This is a genomic window from Serratia sp. UGAL515B_01 (genome assembly GCF_033095805.1).
GTDB lineage: Bacteria > Pseudomonadota > Gammaproteobacteria > Enterobacterales > Enterobacteriaceae > Chania.
The window spans coordinates 3,163,223-3,185,019 of the sequence record NZ_CP109901.1 but is presented as its reverse complement, the minus strand read 5'-3'; the positions used below and the strand labels follow the sequence as shown (position 1 = coordinate 3,185,019).

The 21,797-nt window shown below is 47.8% G+C and carries 20 protein-coding genes and 4 tRNA genes; 18 read left to right on the top strand and 6 right to left on the bottom strand.

Annotated features, from left to right (window positions below; translation table 11 throughout):
* Positions 1-140: 140 nt before the first annotated feature.
* Together OK023_RS14375 and OK023_RS14370 are read right to left on the bottom strand one after the other, a co-directional pair.
* Positions 141-608, bottom strand: a complete 468-nt coding sequence (locus OK023_RS14375) for a glycine zipper 2TM domain-containing protein (protein WP_317693375.1) — start codon at positions 606-608, stop codon at positions 141-143.
* Between the two features lie 305 nt (positions 609-913).
* Positions 914-1,651, bottom strand: coding sequence for a carbonic anhydrase family protein (locus OK023_RS14370; protein WP_317693374.1), 738 nt, complete (start codon positions 1,649-1,651; stop codon positions 914-916).
* A 267-nt stretch (positions 1,652-1,918) separates the two neighbouring features.
* Between OK023_RS14370 and mltB the strand changes: the two genes are divergently transcribed.
* The 10 genes from mltB (at position 1,919) to OK023_RS14320 (ending at position 9,914) form a co-directional block, all read left to right on the top strand.
* Complete coding sequence (mltB, locus tag OK023_RS14365) at positions 1,919-2,989, top strand: lytic murein transglycosylase B (RefSeq protein WP_317693373.1); 1,071 nt, start codon at positions 1,919-1,921, stop codon at positions 2,987-2,989.
* A 479-nt stretch (positions 2,990-3,468) separates the two neighbouring features.
* Positions 3,469-3,957 carry a nicotinamide-nucleotide amidase gene (gene pncC, locus OK023_RS14360; protein WP_317693372.1) on the top strand — a complete coding sequence of 163 codons (489 nt, stop codon included), beginning with the start codon at positions 3,469-3,471 and terminating at the stop codon, positions 3,955-3,957.
* A 174-nt stretch (positions 3,958-4,131) separates the two neighbouring features.
* On the top strand, positions 4,132-5,196 hold the full coding sequence (gene recA, locus OK023_RS14355) for a recombinase RecA (RefSeq protein ID WP_317693371.1): 1,065 nt from the start codon (positions 4,132-4,134) through the stop codon (positions 5,194-5,196).
* A 60-nt stretch (positions 5,197-5,256) separates the two neighbouring features.
* Positions 5,257-5,772: a regulatory protein RecX gene (locus OK023_RS14350; protein ID WP_317693370.1), complete on the top strand. Its 516-nt coding sequence runs from the start codon at positions 5,257-5,259 to the stop codon at positions 5,770-5,772.
* 132 nt (positions 5,773-5,904) lie between these two features.
* Positions 5,905-8,547 (top strand): alanine--tRNA ligase, encoded by a 2,643-nt coding sequence (gene alaS, locus OK023_RS14345; protein ID WP_317693369.1) that lies wholly within the window; start codon positions 5,905-5,907, stop codon positions 8,545-8,547.
* 423 nt (positions 8,548-8,970) lie between these two features.
* Positions 8,971-9,156: a carbon storage regulator CsrA gene (gene csrA / locus OK023_RS14340; protein WP_004091602.1), complete on the top strand. Its 186-nt coding sequence runs from the start codon at positions 8,971-8,973 to the stop codon at positions 9,154-9,156.
* Between the two features lie 313 nt (positions 9,157-9,469).
* A tRNA-Ser gene (locus tag OK023_RS14335) sits at positions 9,470-9,562 on the top strand.
* Positions 9,563-9,565: 3 nt separating this feature from the next.
* Positions 9,566-9,642 (top strand) — tRNA-Arg (locus OK023_RS14330).
* A 59-nt stretch (positions 9,643-9,701) separates the two neighbouring features.
* Positions 9,702-9,778 (top strand) — tRNA-Arg (locus tag OK023_RS14325).
* 59 nt (positions 9,779-9,837) lie between these two features.
* Positions 9,838-9,914, top strand: a tRNA-Arg gene (locus OK023_RS14320).
* Between the two features lie 205 nt (positions 9,915-10,119).
* Here OK023_RS14320 and OK023_RS14315 read toward each other — a convergent pair.
* Positions 10,120-11,295 (bottom strand): acyltransferase family protein, encoded by a 1,176-nt coding sequence (locus OK023_RS14315; RefSeq protein ID WP_317693368.1) that lies wholly within the window; start codon positions 11,293-11,295, stop codon positions 10,120-10,122.
* Between the two features lie 679 nt (positions 11,296-11,974).
* Between OK023_RS14315 and yqaB the strand changes: the two genes are divergently transcribed.
* The 3 genes from yqaB (at position 11,975) to gshA (ending at position 14,612) form a co-directional block, all read left to right on the top strand.
* The gene (yqaB, locus tag OK023_RS14310) at positions 11,975-12,541 is read left to right on the top strand and encodes a fructose-1-phosphate/6-phosphogluconate phosphatase (RefSeq protein ID WP_317693367.1); all 567 of its coding nucleotides are present in this window, start codon (positions 11,975-11,977) and stop codon (positions 12,539-12,541) included.
* Positions 12,538-12,966 carry a YqaA family protein gene (locus OK023_RS14305; protein WP_317693366.1) on the top strand — a complete coding sequence of 143 codons (429 nt, stop codon included), beginning with the start codon at positions 12,538-12,540 and terminating at the stop codon, positions 12,964-12,966. Before yqaB ends, OK023_RS14305 begins: the two co-directional genes overlap by 4 nt.
* An 83-nt stretch (positions 12,967-13,049) precedes the next feature.
* Positions 13,050-14,612 (top strand): glutamate--cysteine ligase, encoded by a 1,563-nt coding sequence (gene gshA / locus OK023_RS14300; RefSeq protein ID WP_317693365.1) that lies wholly within the window; start codon positions 13,050-13,052, stop codon positions 14,610-14,612.
* Between the two features lie 398 nt (positions 14,613-15,010).
* On the opposite strand, the gene OK023_RS14295 is transcribed toward gshA, so the two are convergent.
* Together OK023_RS14295 and OK023_RS14290 are read right to left on the bottom strand one after the other, a co-directional pair.
* A complete protein-coding gene (locus OK023_RS14295; protein WP_317693364.1) occupies positions 15,011-16,300 on the bottom strand; it encodes an HlyC/CorC family transporter in 1,290 nt (429 codons plus the stop codon).
* Positions 16,301-16,363: 63 nt separating this feature from the next.
* Entirely contained in the window at positions 16,364-17,155 is a 792-nt protein-coding gene (locus tag OK023_RS14290) for an inner membrane protein YpjD (RefSeq protein WP_317693363.1), read from the bottom strand.
* 166 nt (positions 17,156-17,321) lie between these two features.
* Between OK023_RS14290 and ffh the strand changes: the two genes are divergently transcribed.
* The 5 genes from ffh to rplS all read left to right on the top strand — a co-directional run bounded on the left by ffh (position 17,322) and on the right by rplS (position 20,934).
* The gene (gene ffh / locus OK023_RS14285; protein WP_317693362.1) at positions 17,322-18,683 is read left to right on the top strand and encodes a signal recognition particle protein; all 1,362 of its coding nucleotides are present in this window, start codon (positions 17,322-17,324) and stop codon (positions 18,681-18,683) included.
* Positions 18,684-18,897: 214 nt separating this feature from the next.
* The gene (gene rpsP / locus OK023_RS14280) at positions 18,898-19,146 is read left to right on the top strand and encodes a 30S ribosomal protein S16 (RefSeq protein ID WP_004932501.1); all 249 of its coding nucleotides are present in this window, start codon (positions 18,898-18,900) and stop codon (positions 19,144-19,146) included.
* 18 nt (positions 19,147-19,164) lie between these two features.
* Positions 19,165-19,713, top strand: coding sequence for a ribosome maturation factor RimM (gene rimM / locus OK023_RS14275; RefSeq protein WP_317693361.1), 549 nt, complete (start codon positions 19,165-19,167; stop codon positions 19,711-19,713).
* A gap of 52 nt (positions 19,714-19,765) precedes the next feature.
* A complete protein-coding gene (trmD, locus tag OK023_RS14270; RefSeq protein WP_317693360.1) occupies positions 19,766-20,533 on the top strand; it encodes a tRNA (guanosine(37)-N1)-methyltransferase TrmD in 768 nt (255 codons plus the stop codon).
* Between the two features lie 53 nt (positions 20,534-20,586).
* Positions 20,587-20,934: a 50S ribosomal protein L19 gene (rplS, locus tag OK023_RS14265; protein ID WP_025423346.1), complete on the top strand. Its 348-nt coding sequence runs from the start codon at positions 20,587-20,589 to the stop codon at positions 20,932-20,934.
* 154 nt (positions 20,935-21,088) lie between these two features.
* On the opposite strand, the gene OK023_RS14260 is transcribed toward rplS, so the two are convergent.
* On the bottom strand, positions 21,089-21,676 hold the full coding sequence (locus OK023_RS14260; RefSeq protein WP_317693359.1) for a YiiX/YebB-like N1pC/P60 family cysteine hydrolase: 588 nt from the start codon (positions 21,674-21,676) through the stop codon (positions 21,089-21,091).
* Positions 21,677-21,797: the final 121 nt, after the last annotated feature.

The following is a 21,797-nucleotide window of genomic DNA, read 5'->3' as shown; positions in this document are numbered from 1 at the left end:
CTCCGTTTCTTATTGTAATTAAAGAGCCGGAAAACTCGTAATCATCCCGAAAGGCTGACTCTCTGTGTTATACACCACCAGAAAATGACCCCTTGATAAGTCGATCTTAACCGTCGAATAACCTAAAAAATCCGTAAGTATTATCGTGGTGATACGGTTACGGTACTTCCGTTTGTCGCAATAGCAACGCGTTGTCCTGCACGGAACTGGGAGGACCCCTGAGCCTGTACGACAATAATGGTAGTTCCATCATCGCGCCGAACCTCAAGCTCTAAACCTGCACTGCGGTTCATTGAGCTTTGAATGCTCTGGCCTGCTACTGCTCCGCCAACAACGCCTGTTGCTGTTGCCAAGTTGCGACCTCTGCCGCCGCCAACGGTATTGCCCAAAAATCCTCCAACCACTGCACCACCAATTGCTCCGGCTGCGTTAGTACCATCACCACCCTGGATTGTTACCTGGCGGATTGACACTAATGTTCCATAAGTCACGGTTTGTACCTGCCTGGCTTGCGCTGCTGTGAAGGTATCACCTGAAGAGGTTTGGTTCGCTGCACAGCCACTGAGAAGTGCGGTTGCAATAGTTATGACAACAATTGTTTTAGTCATAAATAACTCCGAGCATATTGAGTGTGTAGAAGAGAGCGGTCTGCCTTACAGTTTGAAGTATGGCATGAAGCTGATTTTATTCAGGTAGTTCTGAAAAAAATTATGGTTGGTTAACAGGATATAAATTGGAGTTTGTATTTTTTATTTATAAATCAATTTGTTACTTTTTTTGTGCGGTAATTGATTATTGATGTGGTATATACGTGTCATACTTCAAGTTGCATGTGTGTTGGCTTACCACGGCAATTCTAAGAGGCACCGCTTATTGCGGTGCCCCAGGCAGTGTTAGGACAAGTTGACTACTCTCAAGCGATAAATTCGACTTTACCACCAGTTAGATGGTACATACTGCCGACAATCTTTATTTTCCCTTCTTCTTCTAGTTTCTTCAAAACTGGGCTGTTTTTACGAATGTCTTCTATTGTCATTTCAACGTTGGTTTTAGCAACGGCATCAACAAAGTCATAGTTACTGCCTACGCGTTCACCTTTATAATCGGTTTTGTCGATAGCCGGTTTGATTTTGTTGAGTAGCCCTGTCAGGTTACCCAGTTGGGCGTTATCAATAGCCCCTCTCACGGCTCCGCAGCCAGTATGCCCCATCACCAATACCACTTTAGCCCCTGCGACGGCACAGGCAAACTCCATACTACCCAAAATATCATCATTTTGGATATTGCCAGCCACACGACTGTTGAAGGTTTCACCAATGCCGACATCCAGTAGGATCTCTGCCGGAGCGCGCGAGTCAATGCAGCTTAAAATAACGGCGGCTGGGAACTGCCCATCTTGGCTAGCTTGTTTTTGAGCCACATAGTCATGTTGGTGCATTTTTCCTTCACGAAACCTCATATTGCCTTGCTTAAAGCTTTCTATGATGTCGTTTGGGGTCATATTATCGCGTTCTTCTTTGGTCATCGCTGCAGCATAAGAGACAGATGGTGCAGTGAAACCGGCAATCCCTGTCACGGCAAGGACAGAGAGAGCGGCTGTTTTTTTCAAAAGGGTACGGCGTGCTGGTTCTTGAGAGTGTAACTTACTCATAACGTCACTCCTTGAGTGCTATCTGATGAGAAGGTAGTTTATTCAGGGCTTACCGTTGATACTGCAGGTAAGAATGATATCTATATTTTATGTTAAACAGATTTTACCCTGATGTTGGCAGTTTAAGTGTATATGCCCTTTTCCTTTTTGCTGGATTATTTCGCGGTCAATTTTCGAGTAACAGCAGATATATATTCCTGTTTGTTCCTGTCAGACAATGCCTTAACATAGCGGCAATTCTCTTTGTCTGGCTTATATGGATTTCTGATGCGCCATCTGGTCTCTTTTTTACCCCTGATCCCTTTTTTAGCTGCTTGCAGCAGTGAGCCGGAACCTACCGCTCAAGCCCCACAACCCAGCCTGGTGCAGACTGGGTTCCAGCTTGAACCAGAACATGCCGTTCATCCTTTAAGTGGGGATTTTGCCGATAACCCAGCAACGGCAAGGTTTATCGATAAAATGGTACAGAAGCATGGCTTTGAACGTCAGCAACTGCATGATGTACTGGCACAGGCCAAACAGTTGGATTGGGTAGTCCGCCTGATGGACAAACAGGCGCCTGCGGTGCAACCCTCGACTCGACCAAACGGTGCTTGGCTTCGATACCGCAGTAAGTTTTTGACGCCTGATAATGTGCAAAATGGTGTCGCGTTCTGGAGCAAATATGAAGAGGCATTACACCGCGCCTCGCAGATTTACGGTGTGCCACCGGAAATCATTGTTGGCATCATTGGGGTTGAAACCCGCTGGGGGCGGGTGATGGGGAAAACGCGCATTATAGATGCGTTGGCAACGTTGTCATTTAACTACCCGCGCCGTGCCGATTACTTTAGCGGGGAGTTGGAAACTTTCCTTCTGATGGCGCGTGCAGAAGGGGATGATCCTCTGTCCTTGCTGGGTTCCTATGCAGGTGCAATGGGCTATGGCCAGTTTATGCCATCATCGTTCAAGAACTATGCTGTTGATTTTAACGGTGATGGTCATATCAACCTGTGGGATCCGGTAGATGCCATCGGCAGTGTGGCGAACTATTTTAAAGCCCATGGCTGGACGCGAGGGGCTCCGATAGCGATCCAGGCCAATGGCCAAGCGACTGGCCTAGAAACTGGCTTTAAAACCCGTTACTCGGTTGCCAATTTGGCAGTTGCAGGTTTGACACCACAACGCCCGCTTGCCGGTAATCAACAGGTCAGTCTGTTGCGTTTGGATATGGGTAACCGCTTTCAATATTGGTTCGGGCTACCGAATTTCTATACGATCACCCGCTATAACCATAGTGTTCATTACTCCATGGCAGTATGGCAACTAGGGGAAGCGGTTAGCCGTGCACGACGTTAGGCAGTGTTCCTCAATTGCCAGTGGTGCCGTCACAGACCCAAAAGCCCGTTATCAAGGCGTAGGGTGAAGGGCAGATAGCCCTTTGTTCAAGCCCGAGAACGCAGCTTCGTAGTGAGTTTTCAGCAGAGTACAGTTTTTTCAGTCCTGTACTCTCTTCTGAATCTGCCCCCACAACGTGGAAGCGTGTTTCCTCTGCAAGCGTTTCTATCCAAAGAGATCCTTAATTTGCCTCTGTTGCTGTGGGGATGGGCTCTGAATGATTTTGTCGCCTAAAAATGGGGTTCAGGCGTGCTATTGCCAGGAATGGGAATATCCGTACAGACTGTTTTCTATCTTCTTCTATTGCCGTAGCAGTTCAGACTTGGAAGTAAAACACTCCTCTATGCGAAGCATGGCACATTTCCAGTTGGTTGCCGTCCGCGAGCGCCGATAAATGCTACTATCGGGGTATGTGTACCTTGATTAAAAAAGGAGAGGTGATGGGGGCGAATATGCTACGTGAACTCAGTATTTCCGTAGGGCAAAAATTGAAGGTGAACCGGCAATCGATCACCTGCGCAGAGTCTTGTACCGGCGGGGGAATTGCTAAGGCTATTACCGATATTGCCGGTAGCTCTGCCTATTTTGAACGTGGTTTTGTGACCTACAGTAACGCGGCAAAGCATGAATTATTAGGGGTTGCTGAAACGACCCTATCTGCTCACGGTGCCGTCAGTGAAAACGTGGTGCGCGAGATGGCAGTTGGAGCGCTTAAGGCTGCCAATGCGGATCTAGCTATTTCGGTTAGCGGTATTGCGGGGCCTGATGGTGGTAGCGAAGATAAACCTGTAGGTACGGTCTGGTTTGGTTTTGCTACACGTTCCGGAAGAGTGCTGACGCGCAAGATGCACTTTGCTGGCGATCGAGATGCGGTACGCTTGCAGGCAACGATTTTTGCACTGCAAACCACACTGGACGTATTTTTATAAAATTAGGCTTGATACTGTATGACCATACAGTATAATTGGTGATATTTCCTACCTATCCCCGCGCTACTTCAAGATGTAGCTGACACTGCTACAACATGAAGTGGATAAGGGAATAGCATTCATTCAGCGGCAGTGTGTGGGATGACACCGGCATTGCGAAACGAAGGAGCAAAAATGGCTATTGATGAGAACAAGCAAAAGGCGTTAGCAGCAGCACTGGGCCAAATTGAGAAGCAATTCGGCAAAGGCTCCATCATGCGTCTGGGTGAAGACCGCTCCATGGACGTAGAAACAATCTCCACGGGTTCGTTATCGCTCGATATTGCCCTGGGGGCTGGTGGCCTGCCAATGGGCCGTATCGTTGAGATTTATGGCCCAGAATCCTCCGGTAAAACGACGTTGACCCTACAGGTTATTGCTGCGGCTCAGCGTGAGGGTAAAACCTGTGCGTTTATCGATGCTGAGCATGCCCTTGACCCCATCTATGCCAAGAAATTGGGTGTCGATATTGATAACCTGCTCTGTTCTCAGCCGGATACCGGTGAACAGGCACTAGAGATCTGCGATGCACTGACGCGCTCAGGGGCTGTCGATGTGATCATCGTTGACTCCGTGGCGGCGTTGACGCCTAAAGCAGAAATCGAAGGCGAAATTGGTGACTCACATATGGGCTTGGCGGCACGTATGATGAGCCAGGCAATGCGTAAACTTGCCGGCAACCTGAAAAACGCAAACACCTTGCTGATCTTCATCAACCAGATCCGTATGAAGATTGGTGTAATGTTCGGTAACCCTGAAACCACGACCGGTGGTAATGCGTTGAAATTCTACGCCTCGGTGCGTCTGGATATCCGCCGTATTGGTGCGATCAAAGAGGGTGATGAGGTAATTGGTAGTGAAACCCGTGTGAAAGTGGTGAAAAACAAGATTGCTGCGCCATTCAAACAGGCTGAATTCCAAATTCTCTACGGGGAAGGCATCAACAGCCGTGGCGAACTTGTCGATCTAGGCGTGAAACACAAAATGATCGAGAAAGCCGGTGCTTGGTATAGTTATAACGGTGAGAAGATAGGTCAAGGGAAGTCGAATGCCTGTAATTTCCTGAAAGAAAACCCTGCAATTGCGGCTGAATTGGATAAAAAACTGCGTGACCTGCTGCTGCACAGTAATGGTGAGGCGGTTGCTGTGAGTGTTGAGGATTTAGATGGTCACGAGGCTGAAACCAGCGAAGAGTTCTAATCTCTACCGATGAGCATGCGCATCACTATGGTGCGTATGCTGTTCATCAGGTTTTAATCTATGAAACAAACCGTTGATCCGTCTTCTGGCAATAAACAAAATGCGTTGTTAAGCCGTGCTATGCGCTTATTGTCACAACGCGACCATAGTGAGGAAGAACTGCGCCGCAAGCTGGCTGCGCCACCGTTTGTCTCGAATCCTACCGCAGAGAATTCCGCAAAGTTCGTTGATCCAGCCATTGTTGAACAGGTGATAGCCTATTGTTACCAGCATAATTGGCTTGATGACCTGCGCTTTGCCTATAGTTTTATTGCCAGCCGCAGCCGCAAAGGTTACGGCGCACAGCGTATCCGTTCGGAGTTATTACAAAAGGGCGTTGAAAAAGAAACGGTACAGGTTGCTTTGGCTGAATGTGGGATTGATTGGTGCGAACAGGCTAAGCAGGTTGCGCGGCATAAATTTGGCGAGTTACCCCCTCAAGAATGGAGAGAGAAGGGGAAATTGCAACGCTATCTGCTTTATCGCGGTTTCTTTATGGAAGAAATTCAGTCAATTTATCGTGATTTTGCGCAATGAATGCACTCGGTGTTTTACTTCCCCTTGAAGAAAATTTATCTTATCCCCACTTTGAGTTCGTGAGCAGGTAATATCGTCAAGATATCGCATCTCTTGCTCACGGGTCGTTATTCTAGCCTTTCCGGGAAAATTATGAGCAAGAGCACCGCTGAAATCCGTCAAGCGTTTCTCGATTTCTTTCATAGTAAAGGTCATCAGGTTGTAGCAAGTAGCTCCTTGGTGCCTAACAATGATCCGACATTGCTGTTTACCAATGCTGGCATGAACCAATTTAAAGACGTTTTCCTGGGGCTGGACAAGCGAGCCTACTCGCGTGCAACCACTTCACAACGTTGTGTGCGTGCCGGTGGCAAGCACAATGACCTGGAAAATGTTGGCTATACCGCCCGTCACCATACTTTCTTTGAAATGCTGGGCAACTTCAGTTTCGGTGATTACTTCAAGCCCGAGGCTATCAGCTATGCGTGGGAACTCTTGACCGGCGAAAACTGGTTTAACCTGCCGAAAGAGAAGCTTTGGGTTACCGTTTATGAAACCGATGACGAAGCTTTCGATATCTGGCAGCACCAGATTGGCATTCCTGCAGAGCGCATAATTCGTATTGGTGATAACAAAGGCGCGCCTTTCGCTTCTGATAACTTCTGGCAGATGGGAGATACTGGCCCGTGTGGTCCTTGTACAGAAATTTTTTACGATCATGGTGATCACCTTTGGGGAGGGCCTCCAGGCAGTCCAGAAGAAGATGGTGACCGTTATATCGAAATTTGGAATATCGTGTTTATGCAGTTCAACCGTCAGTCTGACGGGACTATGCAACCGCTACCAAAACCTTCAGTAGATACCGGTATGGGGTTGGAACGTATTGCTGCAGTGCTGCAACATGTGAATTCCAACTATGAAATTGATCTTTTCCACACCTTGATTGCTGCGATTGCTAAACTGACTGGTGCAACCGATCTGAGCAATAAATCACTGCGCGTTATTGCCGACCATATTCGCTCATGTGCATTTTTGATCGCTGATGGGGTCATCCCTTCTAATGAAAACCGTGGCTACGTGCTGCGGCGTATCATTCGCCGTGCGATAAGGCATGGCAATATGTTGGGAGCCCAGGAGACCTTCTTCTATAAGTTGGTTGCTCCGTTGATCGAAGTAATGGGTTCGGCTGCAGATGAGTTGAAGCGCTTGCAAACCCAGGTTGAGCAAGTACTGAAAACCGAAGAAGAGCAGTTTGCACGTACGCTGGAGCGCGGTCTGGCTTTGCTGGATGATGAACTGGCTAAATTACAGGGAGATACCCTTGACGGTGAAACGGCATTCCGTCTGTATGACACCTATGGTTTCCCTGTGGACCTTACGGCAGACGTTTGTCGTGAGCGTGGGCTGAAAGTTGATGAAGTGGGTTTTGAACAGGCGATGGAGGCTCAACGACGCCGTGCGCGTGAATCAAGCGGCTTTGGTGCTGACTATAATAACCTGATCCGCGTTGATGGTGTAAGCCAATTCAACGGCTATGACCGTGAAGAGCAACGGGTTAAAGTGACAGCGTTGTTCCGCGACGGTCAGCCTGTGGGGGAGATCCATGCCGGTGAAGAGGGTGTGGTGATTTTGGACGAAACGCCATTCTATGCAGAATCTGGTGGTCAGGTTGGCGATAAGGGCATACTGAAAGCTGCCGGTATCGAGTTTGTAGTTGGTGATGTGCAAAAGTATGGTCAGGCAATCGGTCATTTGGGTAAGCTGACTGCTGGTACGTTGAGACTGAATGACAATATCGATGCTGTTATCGATAGTTCTCGCCGAAACCGTATTCGCTTGAATCACTCTGCAACTCATTTGCTGCATGCCGCATTGCGTCAGATTCTTGGCGAACACGTATCACAAAAAGGTTCGTTGGTTAACGACAAATACCTGCGCTTCGATTTCTCTCATTCTGAAGCGATGAAGCCACAGCAAATCCGTGCGGTAGAGGATTTGGTCAACCAACAGGTCCGTAGAAATCTCCCTGTGCAGACTGACGTGATGGCATTGGACGAGGCGAAAGAGAAAGGGGCAATGGCACTGTTCGGTGAAAAGTACGACGATAACGTACGTGTGTTGTCTATGGGAGATTTCTCAACTGAGCTATGTGGTGGTACTCATGCCAGTCGTACCGGTGATATAGGCTTATTCCGTATTCAGAGTGAATCGGGTACTGCTGCGGGTATCCGCCGAATTGAAGCGGTAACAGGGGAAGCTGCGATTGTTGCCCTGCATCAACAGAGCGATTTGCTACAGGATATTGCCCAGCAGGTAAAAGGTGACAACAATAACCTGAGCGATAAAGTCCGTGCAGTACTTGATCGCTCACGCGCGCTTGAAAAAGAGCTACAACAGCTGAAAGATCAGCAAGCTGCGTTGGAAAGTGCTTCACTATCGAGTAAAGCCAAGTTGGTAAATGGTGTGAAATTGCTGGTTAGCCAGTTGGATAACGTTGAGCCAAAAATATTGCGCACTATGGTTGATGATCTCAAGAATCAACTGGGGTCTGCGATCATTGTTTTGGCTACGGTAGAAGAAGATAAAGTCAGCTTGATTGCTGGTGTTACCAAAGATTTGACAGACCGGGTTAAGGCTGGTGAACTGATTGGTACCATTGCGCAGCAGGTTGGTGGCAAGGGTGGTGGTCGCCCGGACATGGCAATGGCCGGGGGGAGTGATATCGATGCCCTGCCTGCGGCATTGAACAGTGTTGAAGCCTGGGTGGCATCTGCACTATTAAAACAAAATAAATAGGCACATTAGAACGCCATAATCATTGAGTATCCGTTGTTCCTCAAGTTACAGATGTGTCGGTTGTGCTTGTTCACCTGTCATTTGGTTTAGCAAGTGACAGGGATGATGAACCTTAATTTGGTGCTCATCCTTTTGGGTAGCATAAGCGCTGGGCAGATTGGTTTTTGACCGAGTTGCTGCTCATCTGCAACTTGAAGTAACTTGGGTCTTAATTATGGCGTGTTTATGCATTGTTGATGCAATGCAGTTACAATTACGGGAACAAAGTTTTTCTGGTCAGCTAAACTTATCTTTAATCTGGGGTGATACTAAGCTGGCATACCTTATATTGTGGTGTATTGGCTTATGTTCTCACTGTATATCATGGATAATGGCGGGGAAACTGAGAGACCCGACTCTTTATAATCTTTCAAGGAGCAAAGAATGTTAATTCTGACTCGTCGAGTTGGTGAAACCCTCATGATTGGCGATGAGGTCACGGTCACAGTACTTGGGGTGAAAGGCAATCAGGTTCGTATTGGTGTTAATGCCCCAAAAGAAGTCTCTGTTCACCGCGAAGAAATCTATCAGCGCATCCAAGCCGAGAAGTCTCAACAGACGACTTACTGATTTCTAAGAAGCACCTCGTTGTATAACGAGGTGCTTTTGCTGTACTTAATACCCTTTTTACCTCTACCCCACCGTTACTCCTAAAGCTCACTCACTCCCTTCCCTCGAAACTTTATATGTATGGCACTGCTGTGTTCTTTGTTGATGTCCCTCTTTTTTGTTTTTAAATTACTCATGTTGCCTGTGATTTGTGCAAACGCACGTCAGTTGGGAAAAATTGTTTGACTTATAAGTCGGGGAAAGTAATATGTGCGCCACGCAGTGCCGATGAGCTTTTCTAAAGCATGTAAGGCATAATTCGAAAGAAGCGTATGGTGAGGTGGCCGAGAGGCTGAAGGCGCTCCCCTGCTAAGGGAGTATGCGGTCAAAAGCTGCATCCGGGGTTCGAATCCCCGCCTCACCGCCATTTGCATCCATAGCTCAGCTGGATAGAGTACTCGGCTACGAACCGAGCGGTCGGAGGTTCGAATCCTCCTGGATGCACCATATCTAGCCATATGGTAAAGGCGTAAGAGTAACACCACGTGGTGTCAAAAAATCCCCATGCATCCATAGCTCAGCTGGATAGAGTACTCGGCTACGAACCGAGCGGTCGGAGGTTCGAATCCTCCTGGATGCACCATATCTAGCCATATGGTAAAGCCGTAAGAGTAATACCATATGGTGTCAAAAAATTCCCGTGCATCCATAGCTCAGCTGGATAGAGTACTCGGCTACGAACCGAGCGGTCGGAGGTTCGAATCCTCCTGGATGCACCATCTAAGAAAAACCCGCTAAGGCGGGTTTTTCGCTTTACGGCAGTGAGGAGAGCTATTGGAGGTTTAAGCCAAACAGAGCGCTTGGCAACAGCCGAAGGTGGGATCTCCGTATTTCCCCTTCCATGTCGATGGTGTGCTCTGTTTCGGTCATCATTTCACATGGCTAATTTAGCTGTATGATACGAATCTACGCTGATTGAAACGGTCAGATTTTGATATAGATTTGTCTGCGGTAAAGCATTGAACTTATAGAACAGTTGACGTAGAGGAATAGCAGGGCGTATACCACTGAACTCGGATAGTCACCTAACACAGGCCTTAACACCCCTTCGTAGATATATTGGTGGATCGTGACTAACGAATCGTAGTTGCCAAACGGGATGGTATTTAGCAGTAAAGAAAGAAAGGCCGCATTGACGTAGATAAATAACGGATTAATGCCTAACGCTTCAAAAGGCCGAGACCAGGTTATCTTGCCCTTGATATCAATAATCCACATGAGTAACGCCAGGAAAGAAGCAGCTAGACCACAAGTCACTAGGACGAAAGTGGGTGACCATATTTTTTTATTAATTGGGCAACCGTAGCTGAGTAAAAAGCCAATGAAGGTCAGGCTGGTGCCGATAATAAATAATGCTTGTACTTTCTGTGCAGTATCCCTAGTTCGTGAGAGTATTTTGCCGCAATAAAAACCTAGCAGCACATGGGCGATAGCCGGGAGTGTGCTTAGCAAGCCTTCAGGGTCAATCGCCAGCCCGGCATCTTTGTACATATGATTAACGCCGAGAACGGCTTGGTCGAGCCGCGAAATAATATTTTGCTCACTTTGTTCAAACCCATTACCCGCGAGCAAAATGGCAAAATATCCTAGCAGGAGTGTGATAATGATATGCGGGATGTATTTGTGGTTGACCACGAGTGCAATTATTGCCGTGGCTGCGTAACAGATAGCCAATCGTTGCATGACGCCCAAAATACGGATGTGTTCAAAATTCCACAGTGATGGCCCCATGCGTTGCCAGAATTCAACTCCTTCAGCGGTAAGCTTGTAGGATGTCCTGAGAAAAAGGGCGAACCATGCAATCAACAATCCAATCATAAAGATAACCAGTGTACGGGTTAAAATTTTGGTTATGGTCGGCGCGCTGGCGGAGAACTTACTTTTCTCCAAAGAAATATAAGTAGAAATACCCATAATGAACATGAAGAACGGGAAAACCAGATCGGTGGGTGTTAGCCCGTGCCAAGAGGCATGTCCGAGCGGAGTATAAACGTAGCTCCAGGAGCCAGGGTTATTGACCAGAATCATTCCTGCGATTGTCATACCTCTTAGAACATCTAAAGAAAGCAAACGATTATAAGAACTGGAGATATTCGACATGTGTCTTGTTGTCCTGAAAAAGTGTGGAATACGTGTTGTACTTGAACTGCAATAGTTTGTTCCCAATAGGCGATTACTTATTAGGCTGTGTTCCTTAATTGCTGCATGTCAGCAATACAGTAATATGTTCGAATGGCCCAAGCCTTGAGGGGACGGACCCAAAGTTCTATCGGGTTTGTACAAAGAGCATCTTGCCCTTCGCCCTGATAACGGATTGTGGGGTCTACGATCGCACCACAGGCAATTAAGGGACACAGCCTGAACCCATTCGAATTGATGAATTTACGTTTTAATTGCCGCCAATATATGTACTAGTAAATAGGTTCGGTTGATGCAATTTATGTCACAACTCAGAAAAAATAGTTACCAAACGTTAAATTTCCATACCGGATGAAAATAGATTATTGATGTTATAAATCTATCTATTTTTCAATTAAATGAACGCTTTTAAGCTGGAGTTGGTGTGATGACATTGCTTTAGCAACGGTTCGCAGAGTGTGTGTAGTGAGTTGTATTATTTATGTGCTCTATCCTCGGAAAAACCGCTTTGTGTGGTGGAGTAGCTTTCAAATCCCTTAAACTGCACCTCAGTTCGTAATGTTCCGCATTGTTCGAACAGCGACAACCTTCCAGCTTTACGTTAAAGTGACTCTCTTTCCTCAATGATCATGGAGTAACGATGTACGATCGCTACCAAGGTCTTATTTTCGACATGGATGGCACCATTCTGGACACCGAGCCGACGCATCGCAAAGCGTGGCATGAAGTTCTGGCGCGTTATGGCATGAAGTTTGATGAAACAGCCATAGTGTCTCTGAACGGTTCACCAACCTGGCGGATTGCCCAAGCGATCATTGCTTCACATCAAACCGATCTTGATCCTTACTATCTTGCTGCTGAGAAAACCCGTGCGGTTGAAGAAATGCTGTTGGACAGTGTCCGACCATTACCGCTGGTTGAGGTGGTAAAGTCTTATCACGGTCGTCGTCCTATGGCTGTGGGAACGGGGAGTGAGCACCGTATGGCGGAAAGGCTGCTTCGTCATTTAGGGTTGTTCCAATGTTTTGATGTGATTGTCGGCGCTGACGATGTTCAACGGCATAAGCCTGAACCGGACACTTTCTTACGCTGTGCTGAACTGATCAATGTAGCGCCAGAAAACTGCGTAGTTTTCGAAGATGCAGACTTCGGCATTCAGGCTGCTATCCGTGCCAATATGGCCGTGGTGGATGTCCGAAAGCTGTGATCAGTACGCTGGCAGTCATGTCGTTATTTGGTAGTAGTTTCCTCAGTGCTACACTTTTACCAGGCAATTCAGAAATCGTGTTGGTTGCTCTGTTGGCTAAAAGCAGTGTTTCACCAGGTTTGCTGGTGCTGGCTGCAACGTTGGGAAATACTCTAGGTGGGTTGACCAATGTTATTATCGGGCGCCTGTTACCGGCGTTGAAACCGCAACGAGGATTGGAAACGGCTCTTGGTTGGTTAAAACGTTTTGGCCCGGCTGCGCTGCTGTTCAGTTGGGTGCCGGTTATTGGCGATTTGTTGTGCGTGTTGGCAGGCTGGTTGCGTATGCCATGGGGCTCCGTTGCAGTGTTTCTGTGTGTTGGAAAGGCATTGCGTTACATCATACTGACGATGATGACGCTGCAGGGACTTGCCTGGTGGCAATAGCCAAGTGAATATAACTTAATATTCACTTGAACGCAGATTCAGTATGCTTACGAGTTATCGATTTTTAGAAGCGGGAGGTCAATTTGATCCCGGACGTATCACAAGCGCTTTCTTGGTTGGAAGCTCACCCTTATGCATTAAAAGGGATCAGGCGCGGTATTGAGCGGGAAACATTACGTGTTACCGCTGATGGTAAGCTCGCCAGCACGGGGCACCCCAAAAAATTGGGTGCCGCATTAACGCATCATTGGATTACTACAGACTTTGCCGAGGCGCTTTTAGAGTTTATTACGCCGGTTGATGACAACATCGATCACTTGCTGATGTTTTTGCGTGACATACATCGCCATGTTACGCGCAATCTCGATGATGAGCGCATGTGGCCGCTAAGCATGCCATGCTTCATTGAGAGTGAGCAGGATATTGAACTGGCACAGTTTGGCACATCTAACATTGGCCGGATGAAAACGCTTTACCGTGAAGGACTAAAGAACCGTTACGGCGCGTTGATGCAGACTATTTCGGGTGTGCATTACAATTTCTCCTTGCCTTTGGAATTCTGGCAGGCATGGGCGGGCGTTAAAGACGCTGAAAGTGGTAAGGAGCAGATCTCTGCGGGGTATTTCCGCCTGATCCGCAACTATTATCGCTTTGGTTGGGTGATCCCCTATCTGTTTGGTGCCTCACCGGCAATTTGTTCTTCTTTCTTGAAAGGGAGAGAAACATCGTTGCCGTTTGAGCGGAACGAGCAGGGAATGTGTTACCTACCCTATGCTACTTCGCTGCGCCTGAGTGATCTTGGCTATACCAACAAATCACAAAGCAATCTGGGTATTACTTTTAATGATTTACAGAGTTATGTCAAAGGGTTGAAACGCGCTATTGCTACGCCTTCGGAAGAGTATGCCAAGTTGAGCGTGAAAGAGGGGGATCGCTACCTGCAACTGAACAGTAACGTGTTGCAGATCGAAAACGAACTCTATGCCCCCATTCGGCCAAAACGGGTGACCAACAGCGGTGAATCACCGTCAGATGCGTTGTTACGGGGCGGGATTGAGTATATTGAAGTGCGTTCGTTGGATATTAACCCGTTCTCGCCGATTGGTGTGGATGCGGTACAGGCACGTTTCCTGGACCTATTCTTGGTATGGTGTGTGCTGGCTGATGCGCCTGAAATGAGTAGTGATGAACTGCTTTGTACTCGGAAAAATTGGAATCGCGTGATCCTGGAAGGGCGAAAACCAGGTCAAACTATCGGTATCGGCTGTGATGATAGCCGCGAACCATTGGATAGGGTCGGCAAAGCACTGTTTGCTGATTTAAAACGGGTTGCTGAAGTGCTTGATAGCGATGCAGGTAATCATCAGTATCAACAAGTGTGTGATGAGTTGGTCGCAGCATTTGACGATCCAGAGCTGACGTTTTCCGCCCGGATCCTTAAGATGATGAAAGCAGAAGGTGCTGGCAGCGTGGGCTTGGAACTTGCCGAGCAATACCGCAAGATGCTGATGGAAGGTCCATTGGAAATTCTGACCGAAGAGCAATTGGAACAGGAACAGAAAGATTCGTGGCAGCGTCAGCGTGATATCGAGGCCAGCGATACGTTAAGCTTTGATGAATTCCTGAAGGAAAATGGCGGGAGTTGAAAAAGAAAAAGGCCACATCAATGTGGCCAAATATGCATCTCTAATAGCAGGGATGATGATAACAATATGCGCGTCTTTCCTACATTAAGACTCACTGGGTTACAAAAGGTTTCCTTGAATCGGAAAAATTTTTGAAGTAATTACGCAGCTGTGACGAAATAGCGCTATACCCAAGTGATTTCACGTTGCGGCGGCCTATGGGAAGCGCGTTCCTTCAAGCTGTGGCAATCTGGGCGCACTGTAGAGATTTGGTACGCACCACGTTGTTTTCACGCTTTGTCCGACGTAAATGACCTTCAGCGGTATTTACCTGCAATTAAGAGACACTGCCAGGTTTCAATGCGAAGCTCAGTAACAATAAAGACGCGATATTCGCGTCTTTTTCTTTTGTATCGGGCTTAACGGTTTTGCAAACTAGCCTGTAATGACTTTATAGGCGTGACCCGTACCTGTTTGATCATATTGTCCTGCACGTCGATGATATCGATGTCGTAGTGATTGATGCGCACTCTCGTCCCTGTACTTGGAATATCTTCCAGCTCTTCCAGTATCATACCGTTGACTGTTCGAGCTTCAGTGGCGGGTAATGTCCAGTTGAATGCTTTATTCACTTCACGGACGTTGGCTGTGCCGTCGATCAATACCGAACCGTCGCTCTGTGGATTGACCTCTTCTGCCAGCGTTGGTGACATTGAGGTTGTAAAGTCACCCACGATCTCTTCAAGGATATCTTCTACCGTGACCAAGCCTTGGATATCTCCGTATTCATCCACTACGATGCCAACTTTTTCTTTGTTACGCTGGAATTTTATCAATTGCACATTGAGTGAGGTACCTTCCGGTACAAAGTAGATTTCGTCAGCAGCACGCAGCAGATTCTCTTTGTTGAACTCTTTTTTCTCGGTCATCAGACGGTAGGCTTCACGTACTCGCAACATACCGATGGCGTCATCCAGAGAGTCACGATAAAGCACGATGCGACCATGTGGAGAATGTGTAAGTTGGCGCATGATCGACTTCCACTCAGCGTTGATATCAATACCGACGATCTCGTTGCGCGGCACCATGATGTCGTCTACCGTCACTTTTTCCAGGTCAAGTACCGAAATCAACATGTCTTGATTGCGGCGTGAGATCTGTGATTGGGATTCGTTCACAATGGTTCGCAGCTCATCCTGGCTTAATGCGCCGCTGATACGGACATTAGTATGGATACCGAAAACACGTAGTAGCAGGGCAGTGATGCTATTGAGGACCCATACAAACGGGAACATTATTTTCTGCAAGGGTATCAGTAGAAAACTGCTGGGAAACGCAACGCGTTCAGGATGGAGTGCCGCAAAAGTTTTCGGTAATATTTCTGCAAACAACAGCACGATAAAGGTAAGTACACCGGTAGCAATCGCTACGCCAATATCGCCATACAGACGTATCCCAACGATAGTCGCCAGAGCGGAGGCCAAAATATTTACCAGGTTATTGCCGATCAGTACCAGGCCAATTAACCGATCTGGTTTTTGCATCAACTTCTCCACACGGCGTGCGCCTCGGTTGCCTTGTTTTGACAAATGACGGAGACGGTAGCGATTGAGCGCCATCATGCCGGTTTCGGAAGCTGAAAAATAAGCCGATATCACAATCATTATGACCAAAATGAGAATGAGGGTCCCTGTCGAAACGTGCTCCAACGCGGTATTCCTTATATAAAGGGGGAAAAAACCTAACCGGGATCAGGTACGCTAGATTCTATTTTAGCGCACCATGACTTCTTGGATTAGGCGGCTACCGAAGTAGGCCAGCGTGAGAAGAAAAGAGCCAGCGAAGCTGAACCAGACAACGCGCCGACCACGCCAACCTTCATGGTAGTGTCCCCATAGCAAAACGATGTAGACAAACCAGGCAGTAATAGAAAGCACGGCTTTATGTACATTCTCTTTGCTGAACAGGTTATCCATATAGAGCAGGCCAGTGCACAAGGTTAACGTTAACAGCACTACGCCGATCTGAGTGATGTGGAACATTTTACGTTCAATGCTCATTAGTGGTGGCATATCGGCACTAAAGCTGAGTTTTTTGTGCTTGAGCAAGTAATCAAGCCAGGCGAGTTGCAGAGCATAAAGCGTGGCGATAATTAACGTTGCGTATGCGAATAGCGCCAGACCAATATGGACCATCAACTCTGGGCTAGCTTCCAGATGGGTAATAAACTCACCAGGCAGAAAGCTGGCAAATGCCAAGTTTATCATCGCAAAACTGTAGACAATCGGCAGCAGAAACCAGCCACGATCGCGTGAGGCGACGAAGGTCATCACCGAACAGATGATTAGGCTGACGGTAGAGCCAATGTTCAGTAGACTCAGATTTTGCCCAGTACTGACATCAAAAATACGCTGCTGTAGCGCAATAGCATGACAGAACAGTGCTACAACGGCTGAAACAAGGGCCAACTGACGGTATGCGCTATTCTTCCGCAACAAACTGGGAATGATCAGTCCAAGGCTTAGCAGGTAGGCCATCAGAGCCATAATAGAAAAAACTGGCATAGCGTTATTTCGCATCGGCATGGTTAATTTGAGTATCAGTATAACGTCGAGCGTGTCCCACTCCAACCAATCTCCAACGCTGAAGCAGAGATCGTAGCAGCTTCGTGTTATAATCGCCGCAATTGTGTCGCCACTGCGGCCTGACTCTTACGTTGAGCATGAGACGATGTTTGAAAATTTAACCGATCGATTATCGCGCACTCTGCGCAATATCAGCGGCCGTGGCCGGCTGACAGAAGAAAATATTAAAGATACTCTGCGTGAAGTACGAATGGCACTGCTGGAAGCGGATGTTGCGCTACCTGTCGTGCGTGACTTCATCAATCGCGTAAAAGAGAGCGCGGTTGGTCATGAGGTGAATAAAAGCCTGACGCCAGGCCAGGAGTTCGTCAAGATCGTCAAAAACGAACTGATTGCCGCGATGGGTGAAATAAACACTGAGCTGAATCTGGCAGCCCAACCACCTGCAGTCGTGTTGATGGCAGGGTTACAGGGGGCGGGGAAAACCACCAGTGTTGCCAAGCTCGGTAAGTTTTTGAAAGAAAAACAGAAGAAAAAGATTTTGGTGGTATCAGCCGATGTGTATCGCCCTGCAGCGATCCGCCAGTTGGAAACCTTGGCTGAAGGCGTTGGTATTGACTTCTTCCCGTCAGACATCAAAGAAAAACCAATCGAGATTGTTGATCGCGCATTGCAGCAGGCCAAGCTGAAGTTTTATGACGTATTGATCGTCGATACCGCAGGCCGTTTGCATGTCGATGAAGCGATGATGGATGAGATCAAACAGGTACATGCGGCGCTCAAGCCGGTGGAAACGCTGTTTGTCGTAGACGCTATGACCGGTCAGGATGCAGCTAACACCGCTAAAGCCTTCAACGAAGCACTACCGCTGACGGGCGTGGTGTTAACCAAGGTTGATGGTGATGCTCGCGGAGGTGCGGCTTTATCGATTCGTCACATTACTGGTAAGCCAATCAAGTTCCTCGGTGTGGGTGAGAAAACCGATGCACTTGAACCTTTCCATCCCGATCGCGTCGCTTCACGTATTCTAGGCATGGGCGATGTGCTGTCACTGATCGAAGATATCGAAAGCAAGGTTGACCGCGCGCAGGCGGAAAAGTTGGCTAACAAGTTGAAGAAGGGTGATGGTTTCGATCTGACCGATTTCCTTGAACAACTGAAACAGATGCGCAACATGGGTGGCATGGCCAGTATGTTAAGCAAATTGCCTGGCGCGGGCCAACTGCCAGATAACGTGAAATCACAAATGGACGATAAAGTGCTGGTGCGTATGGAGGCGATCATCAATTCGATGACACTGAAAGAACGCGCTAAACCTGAAATAATCAAAGGTTCGCGCAAACGTCGAATTGCCATGGGGGCGGGTATGCAGGTGCAGGACGTCAACCGCTTACTGAAACAGTTCGACGAAATGCAACGCATGATGAAAAAGATGAAAAAAGGCGGGATGGCGAAGATGTTGCGTGGCATGAAAGGTATGATGCCGCCAGGCTTCCCAGGCCGTTAAGATCTGTCCGCATTGGTCGTGCGGCAGGTTTGCTGATTTACCCTTCGTGGTAAAAACTGCCTGAAAGTGTGATGGCTGCAAAGCGATTTCTTGGCAATCGACGCTTTAGATTGCTTTTTGCGCCAAAATGAGTAAAATTTTTGGGCTTTTTATATTGCAACCGGGCCCCGTCCCTCAATGGGGCCCGGCTGTTTTATTAACTAAAGAGGATGTTATGGTAACAATTCGTTTGGCACGTGGCGGCGCTAAAAAGCGTCCGTTTTATCAAGTAGTAGTGACCGACAGTCGTAATGCTCGTGATGGGCGTTTCATCGAGCGTGTAGGCTTTTTCAACCCGATCGCATCTGGTCAGGCTGAAGCTCTGCGTCTGGATCTGGACCGTATTGAGCACTGGGTTGGTCTGGGTGCAACCGTTTCTGATCGCGTTCACGCGCTGATCAAAGACGCTAAGAAAGCAGCTTAATCTGTCGCGGTGGTGGCAATGAGCAAGCAACTCAAACCGGTAGCACCGATCACGCCGATTGTACTCGGTAAAATGGGGTCTACTTACGGCATCCGTGGTTGGCTCAGAGTATTTTCATCCACCGAGAACGCCGAAAGCATATTTGACTATCAGCCTTGGTTTATCCAGCGTTCTGGTCAATGGCAGCTTGTTGAGCTGGAAGACTGGAAGCGCCACAGCCAGGACCTGATCATCAAAATAAAAGGTATTGACGATCGGGATGCGGCGAATTTACTGACGAATTGCGAAATCGTCGTGAATTCCGAGCAGTTGCCTCCTCTGGAAGGCGATGATTATTACTGGAAAGACCTAATGGGCTGCCAGGTAGTCACCCCCTCTGGATACGAGCTGGGTAAAGTCATTGATATGATGGAAACCGGTTCAAACGACGTAATGGTTGTGCGAGCAAACCTGAAAGATGCATTCGGTATGAAGGAGCGGTTAGTTCCGTTTCTTCATGGGCAGGTTATCAAGAAAGTCGATCTCGCTGCCAAAATTATTGAGGCAGATTGGGATCCTGGTTTTTGACCTCCGGATTAAATGGTCGAAGCAAGTGGAATAACACAATGGGGATTGGCTGGTGTTCATTGGTATTGTAAGCCTGTTTCCTGAGATGTTCCGTGCGATCACCGACTACGGGGTAACTAGCCGGGCAGTAAAGAATGGCCTGCTGAGCGTGCAGTGTTGGAGTCCACGTGACTTCACCTACGACCGGCATCGTACCGTGGATGACCGCCCTTATGGCGGTGGCCCGGGAATGCTGATGATGGTGCAACCTTTACGGGAAGCTATTCATGCAGCGAAAGCAGCGGCAGGCGAGGGAGCAAAGGTGATTTATCTGTCACCTCAGGGGCGCAAACTGGATCAAGCTGGTGTGTGCGAACTGGCGGCTAATCAGAAGATGATTCTGGTCTGTGGCCGTTACGAAGGGATAGATGAGCGCGTGATCCAAACCGAAATTGATGAAGAATGGTCAATCGGCGATTACGTACTCAGCGGTGGCGAACTGCCGGCAATGACTCTGATCGATTCAGTCGCCCGTTTTATACCGGGTGTTCTGGGCCATCAGGCCTCAGCAGAAGAGGATTCCTTTGCTGATGGGTTGTTGGACTGTCCACACTATACCCGCCCGGAGGTGTTGGAAGGGATGGAGGTTCCGCCAGTTTTGCTGTCGGGCAACCATGCCGAGATACGTCGCTGGCGCTTAAAGCAGTCGCTGGGCCGTACCTGGCTTAGAAGACCTGAACTTCTAGAAAGCCTAGCTCTGACTGACGAGCAAGCGGTGTTGCTGGCTGAGTTCCAACGGGAACATCACGCCAAGCGACAGGACTATGAAGGAAACGTCTGAGCATTGTCTCGACGAGACCGATATATCAGTTTACCTAGGGTAAGAGACATATTATGAGCAACATTATTAAGCAAATTGAACAAGAGCAGATGAAGCAAGACGTACCTTCATTCCGTCCGGGTGATTCCGTGGAAGTTAAGGTATGGGTCGTTGAAGGTAGTAAAAAGCGTCTGCAGGCATTCGAGGGCGTGGTTATCGCTATTCGTAACCGCGGTCTGCACTCTGCATTCACTGTTCGTAAGATTTCCAACGGCGAAGGTGTTGAGCGTGTATTCCAGACTCACTCCCCAGTAATCGACAGCATTACTGTTAAGCGTCGTGGTGCCGTTCGTCAAGCCAAACTGTACTACCTGCGTGAGCGTACTGGTAAGGCTGCTCGTATCAAAGAGCGTCTTAACTAAGATACAGCTAGCGCTGCATCCAAAAGTTAATAGTTATCAGGGGATTACCGTTATGGTGATCCCCTTTTTATGTTGTGATACAAACTGGCCATACTGCACGTTTTGAGATACGAAGCATGTTAAAATTTTCAGTTTGATGGCAAAGGTACAAAGCCTAGATATACCCGCTAGGAGGGCCTTGAATTTCGATGATACTCAGGCGCTCGTCTTTACTGATTGAGCCAGGATTTGAGCCAGGTTGCCCCTGTGGCACATTCATACCAAATTTCGCATAGTATTCGATCCAGACTGGAAGGATTTTTCCAGATGCTGGGTCATGAAAACTCATTGGCTGTTCGACAAAAAATTCATTTCCTCCGTTAGCATACCTGAACATATCCACGATAAGTTCACTGCAATACAACGCTGAAGTTTCGGTGAGATAGAGCTGGTCGTAAGGTCTATTTCGCTGCTCAAGGCCATATTGAATAGCGTTAGGAATAAGAGAGCGGAATTGTCGATGCAGCCGAGTCAGGATATATCTGGGTTTTCCAAACTTGAATTCTGAGCGCCGCAGGAAAACGGATAGGCTGGTAACACGAACCTCTGGAGGAAACGCTTCGAGTACGAAAGTCCCTCTGTTATTCACTACAATCACCCCGACATGATTTACCCGGGCTCCACGGTACCCTTCTGTAACTGCCGATATTGCGTTTGAGGCGGAGCCAATTTGTGTAAAGATCAAATCTCCTTGTTTGAACATTAACGCCTCTTGATATGTTGTTGAATTAATGTGAACGAAAAATATACTTTTTCTTGCCCGAAAATGAAGAAAGTTGACCTGAAGTGCAATGTATCATAGCTGCATCCGCCCTAAGGAACTT

Coding starts and splice junctions, on each gene's coding strand:
- yqaB (WP_317693367.1), top strand. CDS start 11,975: ATGTACGATCGCTACCAAGGTCTTATTTTCGACATGGATGGCACCATT.
- alaS (WP_317693369.1), top strand. CDS start 5,905: ATGAGCAAGAGCACCGCTGAAATCCGTCAAGCGTTTCTCGATTTCTTT.
- ffh (WP_317693362.1), top strand. CDS start 17,322: ATGTTTGAAAATTTAACCGATCGATTATCGCGCACTCTGCGCAATATC.
- OK023_RS14315 (WP_317693368.1), bottom strand. CDS start 11,295: ATGTCGAATATCTCCAGTTCTTATAATCGTTTGCTTTCTTTAGATGTT.
- rplS (WP_025423346.1), top strand. CDS start 20,587: ATGAGCAACATTATTAAGCAAATTGAACAAGAGCAGATGAAGCAAGAC.
- rimM (WP_317693361.1), top strand. CDS start 19,165: ATGAGCAAGCAACTCAAACCGGTAGCACCGATCACGCCGATTGTACTC.
- mltB (WP_317693373.1), top strand. CDS start 1,919: ATGCGCCATCTGGTCTCTTTTTTACCCCTGATCCCTTTTTTAGCTGCT.
- OK023_RS14350 (WP_317693370.1), top strand. CDS start 5,257: ATGAAACAAACCGTTGATCCGTCTTCTGGCAATAAACAAAATGCGTTG.
- pncC (WP_317693372.1), top strand. CDS start 3,469: ATGGGGGCGAATATGCTACGTGAACTCAGTATTTCCGTAGGGCAAAAA.
- OK023_RS14370 (WP_317693374.1), bottom strand. CDS start 1,651: ATGAGTAAGTTACACTCTCAAGAACCAGCACGCCGTACCCTTTTGAAA.
- csrA (WP_004091602.1), top strand. CDS start 8,971: ATGTTAATTCTGACTCGTCGAGTTGGTGAAACCCTCATGATTGGCGAT.
- rpsP (WP_004932501.1), top strand. CDS start 18,898: ATGGTAACAATTCGTTTGGCACGTGGCGGCGCTAAAAAGCGTCCGTTT.
- OK023_RS14290 (WP_317693363.1), bottom strand. CDS start 17,155: ATGCCAGTTTTTTCTATTATGGCTCTGATGGCCTACCTGCTAAGCCTT.
- recA (WP_317693371.1), top strand. CDS start 4,132: ATGGCTATTGATGAGAACAAGCAAAAGGCGTTAGCAGCAGCACTGGGC.
- OK023_RS14260 (WP_317693359.1), bottom strand. CDS start 21,676: ATGTTCAAACAAGGAGATTTGATCTTTACACAAATTGGCTCCGCCTCA.
- OK023_RS14375 (WP_317693375.1), bottom strand. CDS start 608: ATGACTAAAACAATTGTTGTCATAACTATTGCAACCGCACTTCTCAGT.